This is a genomic window from Corynebacterium sp. ES2794-CONJ1, from assembly GCF_025660615.1.
GTDB lineage: Bacteria > Actinomycetota > Actinomycetes > Mycobacteriales > Mycobacteriaceae > Corynebacterium.
In genome coordinates, this window is record NZ_JAOTIM010000001.1 from 267,289 (window position 1) to 280,132 (window position 12,844).

At 52.0% G+C, this 12,844-nt stretch carries 11 protein-coding genes; 5 read left to right on the plus strand and 6 right to left on the minus strand.

Features of this window, described 5'->3' with window-relative positions; genetic code table 11:
* Positions 1-35: 35 nt before the first annotated feature.
* Together nrdR and N7326_RS01250 are read right to left on the minus strand one after the other, a co-directional pair.
* Positions 36-500 (minus strand): transcriptional regulator NrdR, encoded by a 465-nt coding sequence (nrdR, locus tag N7326_RS01245; RefSeq protein WP_259077094.1) that lies wholly within the window; start codon positions 498-500, stop codon positions 36-38.
* A gap of 62 nt (positions 501-562) precedes the next feature.
* Positions 563-928: a hypothetical protein gene (locus N7326_RS01250; protein ID WP_263088025.1), complete on the minus strand. Its 366-nt coding sequence runs from the start codon at positions 926-928 to the stop codon at positions 563-565.
* A gap of 378 nt (positions 929-1,306) precedes the next feature.
* Between N7326_RS01250 and lexA the strand changes: the two genes are divergently transcribed.
* The gene (gene lexA, locus N7326_RS01255) at positions 1,307-2,020 is read left to right on the plus strand and encodes a transcriptional repressor LexA (RefSeq protein ID WP_259076468.1); all 714 of its coding nucleotides are present in this window, start codon (positions 1,307-1,309) and stop codon (positions 2,018-2,020) included.
* A gap of 333 nt (positions 2,021-2,353) precedes the next feature.
* Complete coding sequence (locus N7326_RS01260) at positions 2,354-3,133, plus strand: DeoR/GlpR family DNA-binding transcription regulator (protein ID WP_259076466.1); 780 nt, start codon at positions 2,354-2,356, stop codon at positions 3,131-3,133.
* A 44-nt stretch (positions 3,134-3,177) separates the two neighbouring features.
* Here the strand turns inward: N7326_RS01260 and ptsP are convergent, their stop codons facing one another.
* Entirely contained in the window at positions 3,178-4,863 is a 1,686-nt protein-coding gene (ptsP, locus tag N7326_RS01265; RefSeq protein ID WP_396124686.1) for a phosphoenolpyruvate--protein phosphotransferase, read from the minus strand.
* A 394-nt stretch (positions 4,864-5,257) separates the two neighbouring features.
* Here ptsP and N7326_RS01270 point away from each other — a divergent pair, with 394 nt between their 5' ends.
* Together N7326_RS01270 and N7326_RS01275 are read left to right on the plus strand one after the other, a co-directional pair.
* Entirely contained in the window at positions 5,258-6,223 is a 966-nt protein-coding gene (locus tag N7326_RS01270; protein WP_259076464.1) for a 1-phosphofructokinase family hexose kinase, read from the plus strand.
* 172 nt (positions 6,224-6,395) lie between these two features.
* The gene (locus tag N7326_RS01275) at positions 6,396-6,659 is read left to right on the plus strand and encodes an HPr family phosphocarrier protein (protein WP_259076462.1); all 264 of its coding nucleotides are present in this window, start codon (positions 6,396-6,398) and stop codon (positions 6,657-6,659) included.
* A 41-nt stretch (positions 6,660-6,700) separates the two neighbouring features.
* Here N7326_RS01275 and N7326_RS01280 read toward each other — a convergent pair whose 3' ends face one another.
* The 3 genes from N7326_RS01280 to hflX form a co-directional block, all read right to left on the minus strand.
* Positions 6,701-8,449, minus strand: coding sequence for a hypothetical protein (locus tag N7326_RS01280; RefSeq protein WP_259076460.1), 1,749 nt, complete (start codon positions 8,447-8,449; stop codon positions 6,701-6,703).
* A 632-nt stretch (positions 8,450-9,081) separates the two neighbouring features.
* Complete coding sequence (locus N7326_RS01285; protein WP_259076458.1) at positions 9,082-10,368, minus strand: uracil-xanthine permease family protein; 1,287 nt, start codon at positions 10,366-10,368, stop codon at positions 9,082-9,084.
* Positions 10,369-10,425: 57 nt separating this feature from the next.
* Positions 10,426-11,964 (minus strand): GTPase HflX, encoded by a 1,539-nt coding sequence (gene hflX, locus N7326_RS01290; RefSeq protein ID WP_259076456.1) that lies wholly within the window; start codon positions 11,962-11,964, stop codon positions 10,426-10,428.
* 100 nt (positions 11,965-12,064) lie between these two features.
* Here hflX and N7326_RS01295 point away from each other — a divergent pair, with 100 nt between their 5' ends.
* On the plus strand, positions 12,065-12,817 hold the full coding sequence (locus N7326_RS01295) for a hypothetical protein (protein WP_259076454.1): 753 nt from the start codon (positions 12,065-12,067) through the stop codon (positions 12,815-12,817).
* The last annotated feature ends 27 nt before the right edge of the window (positions 12,818-12,844 follow it).

The window sequence follows — 12,844 nt, forward strand, 5'->3', positions numbered from 1 at the left end:
GATGGGGGCATACTCCCTCCATCCCTTGGATCTTTTTAGTTGTTTTCAGCCTCGCGCTCGCGGCGATGCATCAGGCGAATCTCAGCCTCAAAGTCGGCAGCTGATTCGAACGATTTATAAACCGAAGCAAATCGAAGATAGGCCACCTCATCGAGTTCTCGCAGTGGATCGAGAATAGCCAAACCAATATCATTGGCGTGAATCTGCGAGGAACCGTGCGACCGGACAGTGGCCTCCACTTGCTGCGCAAGAAGCTTCAAAGCATCATCGCCCACATCGCGCCCCTGGCATGCTCTTCGCACCCCAACAATCACCTTTTCCCTACTAAAGGGTTCAGTGAGGCCGTTCCGCTTCATCACGAGTAGTTGAGCTTTTTCTACCGTGGTAAAGCGCCCGCCACACGACATGCACTCGCGCCGGCGTCGAATCGCCGCACCAGATTCGGCGACCCGAGAGTCGATCACTTTTGATTGCTCATATTGACAGAAGGGGCAGTGCATAGTCGTACTCATACCTTTTCGAATAAAAAGCGATATTTACCTACATCATAGACCGCCCCGATTTAACCACCCAGCGGAATCGAGGAATAGGAAGCGACTGCATATGCACTTTCCCCGTCGGGTTGGCTACTAGCCCCCTCGTCGTTAGCGACGAGCAGTCCGAAGAAGATGAAAAGACCAAAGATGCCACCCGCAATATAATTTTTCCAAGCGCTATCACCTTCGTCGTGGGAAACTATCTCCGGATAGGTTGTACCGCGCTGCGGCTCATGCTCGAAGGGGTCGGATACGAGCGAATAAGACAACGTGCGTATATAACGAGGTCCGCTACTACTATGCGTGAGCGATCGAATAGCTCCTCCATCCCAAACCTCAGCCGGAGGAACCATAACAGCATCTGCCTTGTTCAATGGTTCTAATATCGTCATGGTGTGGCTCCTTATATCTCGCTAAAATCACCGGGTCTGGACTCATGATCTATTTCTAACAGTTATGTTCGAATTTAACGTCCCCACAGATCCAAAGCGGGGCTCAATACGATCCATTTAGCAACTATGTTCGAATTATGCTCATGTTCGAGAGATATGTCAATATACAAGTGTGAAATCTCATTTTTTTGCTGCTCAGGAACGCCTTGGGTGGGCGCAGATTTTTCGAACACTATCGCGCAAATAGTAAGTGCGTTCTAATAATTCGGAGTTCTTTACATCTAAACTCGCACAATCGAACACGGTGCCCTAAACTAAATAATCGAATACCTTGGCGAGTCAACTCGCGAGGACCAACCCACTCAAGGAAAGCGCATTATGGCCTCCAAGAAGACCTCCGACGCAACCAAAATTTCTGGCACTCTAGCTCGGGAGAAATTATCAAAGCGCCAGGAGACCATCCTCCAAGTCATCAACGACGCTCTGGTTTTGCGCGGCTACCCGCCCAGCATCCGAGAAATTGGGGATGCCACTGGCTTGCAGTCCACTTCCTCTGTTGCCTATCAACTCAGAGAGCTCGAGCGCAAGGGCTATATAAAAAGGGATGCAAATAAGCCGCGTGCTGTTGATATCAAGGTCAACCTCTCTCCACAGCGCACTGCCGCCAAGAAGGATTCTCAACCCATCAGTGTTCAAGACGAGAGTGATCGTGCACATACTTCCTATATACCGCTCGTCGGGGCGATTGCGGCAGGCAACCCGATTCTAGCCGAGGAAAATATCGACACCTACTACCCTGTCCCCAAAGATTTTGTAGGTGATGGCGACCTCTTCATGCTCCAGGTCGTTGGCGAGTCCATGCAAGACGCCGGAATACTGGACGGCGACTATATCATCATCCGATCTCAGCCTGTTGCCAATAACGGCGAGTTTGTGGCGGCTATGATCGATGGGGAAGCTACGGTCAAGGAGTTCAGAAAAGATCGAACCGGCATCTGGCTGCTGCCACACAACCCAGTCTTCGACCCCATCCCCGCAACTCCCGAAACCGAAATCTTGGGAAAGGTCGTCTCGGTATTTCGCACCTTTTAGGAACTACCGCCCGAACCCTGCGGGGGTACAAACATTACCCCCGAAACGGAATTGTCAGTGAAATCACAGGAAACAACATAAACAAAGAACTAGTGTGTTTATCAGTTTTTCCCCAGCTAGATGAGTCAATTTGAGCGGCCTCGTAGAGGTATAGGTGTGGTTTTTAGGTCGTGATCGCACGGCCACTTCTGATTTTCCCCACATAAACATGCAAGAATAAAGGGAGGAATTTTCCAAACAAAAAGAAAACGGGCATTATTTCTCGCAGGCCTATGCCCGTTTCTAGGGCACCCGCCGCACATGCTCGGGGCAATATGAGGAGTGATTGAGACCATGTATTCAGAAGAACGCCGCCGCCAAATTGCTTCTCTTACCGCTGTGGAAGGACGAGTTAACGTCACCGAATTAGCCGCACGCTTTAATGTCACTGCCGAGACAATCAGACGTGATCTTGCGGTTTTAGATCGCGAGGGTGTCGTCCACCGGGTCCACGGAGGCGCGGTGGCGAACCAGACTTTTCAAACCACTGAATATCCCCTCGATACCCGAGCCCGTTCCGCCTCGGGGGCAAAAAATTCCATCGCACAAGCAGCGGTCAGATTCCTTCCGCCTTCACAGGGAGGAATATTCCTTGATGCCGGTACAACAACAGCAGCCCTGGCAGATATCATCGCGCTACAACCCCAAGCCAAGCAATGGGCGATCGTCACTAATTCTTTGTCCATTGCTCTTAATTTGGCCAATTCAGGTCTCGACGAAATCCAGCTACTCGGAGGCAGCGTTCGCTCAATTACCCAGGCAGTTGTCGGTGATACCGCACTAAGAACCCTCGCACTGCTGCGTGCTGAGGTTGCGTTTATAGGGACTAATGCCCTCACGCTTGATCACGGTCTCTCGACAGCGGACGCGCAAGAGGCTGCTATTAAATCCGCCATGATCACCAATGCACGCAAGATCGTCGTCCTGTGCGACTCGACTAAAATGGGTACAGATTATCTCGTGAGCTTTGGTTCGATTGCAGATATCGATGTTATCATCACTGATTCCAATGCCCCCGAATCCTTTGTAAAAGCACTGAAGGAAAACAATATAGAGGTAGTAATCGCAGACTAGGCACAAAAATATCCCGCTAGTCATAGCTACTAGCGGGATTAGTTCTAACCTTCGAGGATGTCACGCACCTTGGCGCGGGCATCCTTAGCACCGTCTGCGTGGAGAGCAGCCTGAGCAGCTCTCTGGCAGGTCTCAAAATCAACGGCTGCTAGCTGTGCACCCACTCCGGCGATAGCTGTCGCAGCGGTTGATAGCGAGTTCACACCTAAACCGGTGAGCACGCATGCAAGCATGGGATCTGCTGCTGCCTCACCGCAAACGCCAACAGCGGTATTCGTCCGCTGGCCTTCCTTGCACGTGAGATCGATCAAACGCAGCACGGCTGGCTGCCATGGATCCGTGAGATAGGCGAGCTGAGGAGACAACCTGTCGGCGGCCATCGTATACTGTGTCAGATCATTGGTGCCAATGGAGACGAAGTCTAGATACTGCATGATTTTATCTGCCATAAGGGCAGCCGCCGGAACCTCAATCATGGCACCTGCGACGAGGCCACGCTCGCGGCACAAATCTGAGAACCACTTGGCCTCTCGAGTTGTGGCTACCATTGGAGCCATTACCCACGTCGGAGCGGACTCGTCACGGCCTAGTTCACGAGCAGCTTGTGCAATAGCGTCGAGCTGACGGGTCATCAGTGATTCATTAGACAAGGCGATGCGCAAACCACGAACGCCCAGAGCTGGGTTAGTCTCGTCAATAAGGGATGCAAAAGCTATAGGCTTATCAGAACCAGCATCCAAGGTGCGTACAACTACTTTGGAGTCCGGGAACTGTTCGAGGACCTTTCGGTAAATGTCGGCTTGCTCATCAACACTTGGTTCTTCGGTGGCATTCAGGAAACACAACTCAGTTCGGAATAGACCGACTCCCTCAGCTTGTGATTCCTCAGCTGCAATGCGAGCGGCTTTACCGTCTTGCACATTGGCCAACAGCTGAACAGCATAGCCGTCCTTGGTTTGTGCCGGACCTCGCCACTTGGAGACCCACTCAGCTAATTCATCCGACTTGCGCTCTGCTGCTTGAGCAGTCTCCGGATGAGGCTCTACCTCGATAGTTCCCAGGTAACCGTCCACCAGTACGTGCGTTCCGGCTTTGATATCGGTGATTTCTGATCCAGCTGCGACAATGCACGGCACGTTGAGCTGGCGTGCAATGATGGCAGTATGAGAGGTAGGACCGCCTAATTCCGTGACTAAACCGACGAAGTATTTAGTATCAAGCGCCGCGGTATCTGCTGGAGAAAGATCATCGGCGAATAGCACCACGCGCTCATCGACATCGGGGAGCCCAGGCTCTGGTTCACCGCGAAGCTCCGCGATTACACGATCGCGAATATCCTTCAGGTCCGTGGTGCGCTCGGCCATAAGACCACCAGCGGCTTCAAACATGGACACAAATTTATCGGTAGCAGCCATCACAGCGTACTCCGCGGTGTGTCCACCCTTGATTCCCTTGGTCACTAGCTTGCGCCAGCCACGGTCGTTTACCATACCTGCGGTAGCCTTCAGTACAGCAGCGGCGTCGCCCACGGCATGCTCCGAGCGCCTGAGTAGGCGTCCGGCCACAATATCGGCAGCTCCAGCGAAGCGCTCTACCTCTGGCGCCCGAAGATCTTCGGCAAGCTGGGGAGACTCTTTGGGCAGCTCGGGGCGGGCGCTGATCCATACAGCCTTCGCGTAGCGGACACCCCCTACCACACCAGTACCTTTATATTTCGTGTTACCAGTCACATCGCTTGTCAATATAATTCATCCTCACTTTTACATAGCTAACAAACCCAGAACACCACAAAAATCCCAAAAAAGCAATACGATTCACACATTCGGGCGTCAAAACTCACCCTCTTTGTTGGGTTTTAATTGACATCTAAAAATAATAAGGCTTACTCTTCAAGGAAGATCCTGTTATCCTCTCAGCAGCGCGTCACTGAGCTGCACCTTAGCTTCGATGGCTGGATATCAACTCCGTATCAACTATGAGATATTTCAGCCATGAGCTAGGTTGCGGGATCCGCAACGGTTCAGGTGCCCCTCATAGCACCACACGGAAAGCGTTTTGTCCTGTTCTTCATACGCGCAACCCGGCTTTGTGCCATGGTGCCTTCGATGAAAGCCAGTAATTTTTGTGATCGTCACCCTCACTACCAACCCGAGCATAGATACAACTTTTCTGCTAAACGACGAGCTGCGTCCAGGTGGAGTGCACCGCATGGAAACGTCACTCAGTTCAGCTGGAGGCAAAGGGATTAACGTATCCCACGCTATCTTCAAGGCCGATCGCCGAACTCTGGCAGTTTTCCCTTGTTCGAAATCTGACCCGCTCCTCCCCCTCATCAGGCAGACCGGGATCCCCTACCGAAACCTCGAAACTTTAGGTTCTACACGAGTTAATACCACGCTTTCTTCCCCGAAGGGCATAACGACAAAGCTGAATGGCCAGGGTGCATCCCTCAATAGGCGAGATCAACTGCGACTGGTAGACCTGCTGCTGAACACCCTTGATCATGCGAGTTGGGTGGTACTGGCCGGATCGCTGCCGCCTGGGACCTCGCCGTCTTTCTATACGGAGCTCATCACCCTTATCAAAGGTGAATTCCCTCATCTCAACATCGCTGTTGATACGTCGGATGCTCCCTTGCAGTCGGTTAGCGACAACCTCCTGATAGCGGCGCCTGACCTTCTCACCCCCAATAGTTTCGAACTCGGCCAGATTATCGGAATACCCGGGGAAATGCTGGAAAAAAAGGCCTTCGACGACAATATCGAACCTATCATCTTGTCTTCACAGAAGATTCTCAAGCGCGGCGTCAAGGAACTATTGATCACTCTCGGAGCAGCAGGAGCAATATTGGCTACAGAAAGCGGCATATTTTTCGCTAAGGCGCCACATATCAATGTGCGCTCGACGGTCGGCGCGGGTGACTGCGCTCTGGCGGGTTATCTCATGGGGCGTACTAGGGGGCTGTCTTACCCCGACTCTCTAGCTTTGGCGACCGCTTATGGCTGCGCCGCCGCTTCTTTGCCAGGGACCGAGATACCAGACCCCGCTGGAGTACATCCGGAGCGCATAAAGATTAGCCAATGGACTTAAAAGACCCACTTAGGTAGCACAAGCGTCGATAATTGCCTAGAATCAAGTTTGACTCTTGAATTGCGACTTCTAACGTCGCAGCTACGTATAGCTCTGAGTTAATACAAGAGAATGAGTTTAATGACCCGGTGGGCACGTTATGCGTCCACTTTTACTGAAAGGATCCATTCCTATGGCTTCTAAGACCGTTGTTGTCGGCTCCGCAGTCGGCCTACATGCCCGCCCTGCTTCCATCATTGCCGAGGCTGCTGGTGAATTTGATGAGGACATCTTCCTAAGCATTGAAGGCGAAGACGATGACGAAACTGACGCTGCGTCCTCGTTGATGATTATGGCCCTCGGCGCAGAGAAGGGTGACAAAGTTACGGTTGTTTCGGAAAACCCTGAAGCCGTAGAGAAAATCGCTGCCTTGATCGAAAAAGATCTCGACGCCTAGGGCATATCGAACAAACGCGGGTCACTATGAGCCCGCGTTTTTTATTTGCGCCTGAGGAATTTCCTCAAGAGCTGCAGTGCAGGCTCCCTATTGAAGAAGTTCCGTTTTACCCCCTCGGTTATTGTATTTTTTGCGACCTTCGGCACCTTTTTCCCTTGACTGACACGAGCCTTTTGCAGCTCACCTTGAAGTTGGGTCGCTTGCGCGCCCAAGGTTTGCAAACCGCCTATGCGTTGCTCGCCCATGAGAGCCCCACCCTGTTCTAGGATTTCTAAGGCTGGTTCAAAAGCTCCGCGGTCTCTTAAACGTTGTGCTTCCTCAAGGCTGGAAAGCTTTGTGTCGAGGCCTTTGATCACCTGAATTTCTGCAGCGCTAACGCCCTGGGCGGTCACCGCGTCTTCGTTTTCGGTGTTAATCAGCAGATAGTAAACAGCGAGCTCAAGATCATCGAGGATTTCGGTGGCTTGAGTGGTTGCCAAATTAGTGGATGTGGAATAGAACTCGTCTGAGAACTCTGCCATCTCTAATTCCAGACGCATCTCCCCAATTAATCCTAAGGCGCGTTGAAGGTCGACGCGGGAGATGATTGCACTGTTTATCATTAGCATCCGCAGGGGGGCATGGAAAATGGGCGGAATGAGATCCATATGACCGCGGAGTAAAGGTTCAATCGCTGCTCCCAGGCGCGCCCCAGCGCGCAGGAATCCCTCGCTCATGAGTTTGTTACTCACGTCGTAGAGAACTTTGATCATAAGTGGCTCGTAGACTTCAGTCTCCTCAATAAGTCCAATGAACTCATCCGTGGCGTCGACTAAAGCATTAGACTCATTGCTGGCCTCGAGCTCAATTTCCGCAGCTTCGCTGATCATCATATGCAGTCTGAGGACCGAAATCTCTATGTGGTTTTCGGCAATCATCTCCTCGTCTTGAGCCTCAAGAAATTCCTCAAGGAAGAGCTGAGTTCTCATTTTGGCGATTGTCGCCACGGAATTGCGGATTGCCAAAGATTGCGCGAATTCTTGCGAAAGTGTGTCCCACAGGGAGATAGCTTCGGAACACAGTAACAGGATCTCCGCTGTTTCCTTGGTGGGTTGTGCCATAAAATCACTGATACTGATTTGGAATGCTGCGAATACGAGATCGAGACTCGTTTCATTTCCAAATTCGGGATATCTCCGGGCAAAAATAGCCAACGCTCGCGCCCGCTCAATAGAGCGCCCCGAGGACAGTTTGAGGGCTCGGAAAAAGTCCACATGGATAAAGAATTGCTCAGGTTCGCCATTCCATTGCTGCTCTAGACCATGAGCGTGTTCGTCGAGGACAGTGCGAATAAGATCCACATCTGCTAGCCGCCACAACATCAATTCCAACTCTACGAGGATCATGCGTAGCTCAAACTGCTCCGTTTGGTGATAATTGTTGTATAGCTCCACGGCGGCATCAAGCAGACTACGCATGAGTGCGATATCCACCGTGACCTCAAATTCCTGCTGTTTGAGGTGTTGGATATGTATAAAGGCCATATTGCGCATCTTCAGTACCTGCAGAGTGGGCTCTGGCACCTCGAATCCGTAGCCACTGTGCTCCCCGAAATATTCGTCATCGCTGAGTGCGATCGTACAAGCGTCAACAACCAGATGCCAGGCCTCCACTGCTTGTTGGCGACGCAGTTGCGCGTCCTTAGATTCTTCCGCGAAAACCTGTTCCTCGTTGGAGGTTTCCAGCGCCCGGGTGGAGTCCTGAGCATCAGCAACCAATTGGTGGATTTTCTCGAGATAGTTTTCGCTCATATCGTATAAGGTAGCAAGATTTTCACTGCGATATTAAAGGAGGCTGCCCAAGGAACGAGATGCACAATATCTGGCACATAAAATATGAGCGCTGGCACCTCTCCCCTCGCCTATTGTCAACAGACTATACAAGGGACGCTCCAGCACACCCTGCCTTAAATATCCCGAACTTCTATAAAGTCCCTAGGGCGCCTATCGGTGCATTCGGCCTTGCTAATCCTGATGATCCACTTAGTCCCCTGCCAACTATAACAGCCAGATCTGCCGTGGTAACCAGCAGAAATAGAGCATGGAAAAATAGGTGCGACTTATCCTGGGTCACCCCATGCCTAAATATGCGCGACCACTTTCGTAGATAGCCGACAACTAGCCGGCGGAGCACAGCATATACCAACACGATCGCATCGAACCCTCTGTCCAAGGCCTATTTTTCAAGAGAAAAGAGAGACAAAACTCCACCTACACATGCGTCGCCCCTAAAGATATCCACCATGATCACGATTGGGTCCAGGATTTATCTCAGGATCGAGGAATAAAATCAGCCGCGACAGCAGGCTCGGGGTATAGGACAGGAAGACCCCAAGGGTAAGCTCAAGGGGTTAGAAGTTGGAAGACTAATATCAAAACACAGCTCAGAACTGTGCGTTCTGACCTTCGCCCAAGGTAGTATACACCCGTTTCAATAGCGGGTAGATGATAATAATGCCAACAGAACCCCACGCTATGCCTTCTAGTTCTACTCCAAATATCGGAAGGGTGAGATTACCAATGCCTGCGACCAAGGCGATAGCGGCGGCGGTTAGATTAACCGGATTGTTAAAGTTAACATGATTGTCTTGCCAAATTCGCACGCCTAACATGCCGATGAGACCGTAGAGCACCAATGCTGCCCCACCGAGAACACCGACAGGAATCGTGAAGATTAAAGCACCAAATTTTGGAATGAAGGCTAGAATCACGGCAGTAAGTGCCGCAATCCAATACGCAGCTGTTGAATACACCCTGGTAGCAGCCATAACACCAATATTTTCGGCATAAGTAGTAGTACCGGAACCACCGAAGCCGCCAGCTAGGGTGGTACCAATTCCGTCAGCAATAAGAGCATCACCCGCAAGGTCGTCGAGGTCGCGTCCAGTCATTTCACTGACTGCTTTAACATGACCGACATTCTCAGCGATGAGGACAATGACCACCGGTAGGGTAATAAGGATTGCGGAAGCGGTAAACTGCGGCGTATGAAATTGTGGCAAACCAACCCATGGTGCCGCAGCTATAGTCTCGCGGGCCCCCTCCGAAAGATTGCCACTTATGGCTGCAAATAACCAGCCGATAATGACACCTAGAAGGATTCCCAACCGCGCGATCATTCCGCGACCAGCAACCGTGCAAAATAAAATTGCAGCCAGGGTGACTGATGCCACCACTGGCTGCTCTTGGAAATTATTGACGGCTGCTGGTGAAAGATTGAGACCTATGAGAGCCACGATCGCTCCCGTGACAGCCGGCGGCATCACCATATCGATGACCCGCTTACCCATCGCCTTAACAATAAAACCCACCGCGATGAGGGCGATACCGGCAGCGAATACGCCACCTAACTGCACTGCGATCCCCTCGGATTGGCTCGCCATGAGGGGCGCGATAAAGCCAAACGACGAGCCTAAATAGGAAGGCAGGCGATTCCTGGTGACCAGAAGGAAGATCATTGTCCCCAAACCTGAGAACAATAAAGTGGTATTAACGGGGAAACCAGTAAGGGTAGGCACCAAGAGCGTAGCGCCAAACATGGCGATCACATGCTGCATACCGATCCCGATGGTGCGACCCCAACTAAGTCGCTCTTCAGGTGCTACAACTGCACCAGGTTGAATTGTCTTGCCGTCTCCGTGGAGGGCCCAGCCCAGGGTAGATTTACTCACAAAGGCTTATTATCCAACGGCATATGACGTTTTGTAAATTTCTCCCCCAACCAGGCTCTAGGCATGACCTTCCGCTGAGGCGATCTGGAACTCCGCCAACTGGTTGGCCATAGACTGAGGTAAGCGAACGTCCATCCTCGTTCCCTCTTCGGTGTGGGATTCCTGCAGCACTGTTCCCAGGTGGTGCAGCTTAGAGACGATATCGCCACGGGTATAGGGGATGAGCAGCTCGGCATGGGCATCGAGGGAGTTGAGGAAAAGCTCAACTCGAGCTTCTAACGCTGGAATACCCTCACCAGTTTTGGCAGAGACGAAGACAACATCGTCGAGCGCATGTCGCAATTCAGCGAGAACCAACGGATCAGCCTGATCAATCTTGTTCACCACGATGATCTCCGGGGGAGCGTCGGCTTTTTGCTCACGCACGATTTCACCGATCACCTCGTTAACAGCAGCGATTTGCTTGAGCGGAAAGGGATCCGAACCGTCGACAACATGGAGGACCAGATCTGCCTCCACAACCTCTTCAAGGGTTGATCGGAAGGCTTCGACCAACTGCGTGGGAAGGTGGCGCACAAAGCCGACCGTGTCGGTGAAGACCACGTGGCGACCATCGCCAAGTTCTGCTTTTCTCGTGGTGGGATCAAGGGTGGCGAAGAGGGCGTTCTCCACCAATACCCCGGCCCCTGTCATGGCATTGATCAACGAGGATTTTCCAGCATTGGTATAGCCCGCGATGGCTATCTGGGGGATCGAGGAATCGCGGCGCTGTGAGCGCTTAACGTCACGGGCGGTCTTCATCCCAGAGATCTCTCGACGTAGCTTCGCCATATCAGAACGAAGTCGGCGGCGATCGGCTTCAATTTTAGTTTCGCCAGGACCACGCAGACCGACACCACCATTGGAGCCTGCACGTCCACCCGCTTGGCGTGATAGTGCCCCACCCCACCCACGAACGCGAGTAATCAGATATTCCATTTGTGCAAGCGAGACCTGTGCTTTTCCTTCTTTACTCTTCGCATGTTGCGCAAAGATATCGAGAATCAGCATGGTGCGGTCGATAACTTTGACATCGAGAGCTTTCTCTAGTGCAATCATCTGGCTGGGACTTAGCTCACCATCGCAGATAACAGTATCTACTCCGGTGTCATTAACGATCTCTTTGAGTTCTTTAACTTTACCGGAGCCGATATAGGTACTGGGGTCGGGACGGTCGCGCTTTTGGTAGAACATATCGGTGATATGCGAGCCTGCAGTCTCTGCGAGAGCTGCCAATTCCTGCATTGTTGCTTCGATCTCGGCGGTAGTGCCCTCGGTCCACACGCCCACGAGGATGACTCGCTCGAGACGGAGCTTCCGATACTCGACGTCATAACCGTCTTCTTGGTCGGTCGCATGGAGTTCGGACTCACCGCCGATTCGCCTTAAGGAACTACGCTGTTCCAAATCGAGTTCACCGACCGTAGGTTGAGCGCTCACTAGGCCGGTGAGGTCGTGGCCGGAAGGCTCGGTGGGTACTGTCTGCTGGTGGTCGCTGAAAGCTTGGGCGAGTAGTGCGTCGTGGTCGATTTCGTTATTTTTCTTATTATTGTTCATCGTTACTACTCATTGTCTCACTTCCTAGGCAGTCTTGGCCAATATTTAACTGGTATTCATAAAATGGTAAAGACCGATCCCACTGGATAGTATGGGTCCTATGAGTCATGATTTGGAAGCCCTAGGCTTGAACTACGAGCACTGGCAAGATGCCGTGGAGGCAGCTATTGCTACTAATAATCTCTCTGTCACAGGCGAGGTTCGCGGCGGACAATTAATCCAATACGCCGACCCCTCTGGGGCTCAGATCAATATCCTAGCTGTGGAACCCTTTGCAACATTCGCGGGGTTTGAAGCCGAGACCACGAATTTTGGGCATATCGCGATGATCAATGATGTGCTCGCACTTGTGGAGGTTGTTGATTGCCACGGCGCTCCGATCACGACCCTGACAGTTAATCTCGCTCAAGGTCCGTTGTTGGTCGATGAGTCACAACAGCGCTGGCAACAAGTGGGTATTACGGCGCTGGTTGACGAGCACACACTCGTCATACACCCAGATGAACAAAGATATCGCGATGCCTCCGGTCGTGAATCGGGGTACATCGAATCTCCAGGAGCCGAAGTAATTAACGCTGGCTCAGCTGCCTCTGCTCCAACAGCCGCTGTTAAATTTAGCGCGCGCGTCTTGCAAGCCGAGTATCGCCGTAACGCCCTCAATGGTCAGCAGTTCATACACTGCACTATCGATGCTTCGATAGCGTTGGACCTATGCATGCCATACCAAACAGAGCTGCCTGTGAAGGGCAGCGTCATCACGGGCGAAGCTCTCTTGGTGGGATCTGTAGTCGCTCCTCAGGGCTGTAGTTCGGGGGGTTGCGGCTGCGGCTCCGGTGGTTGCGGCAGCCATTAATAATTAGACGCTAAGAGACGAGATCTT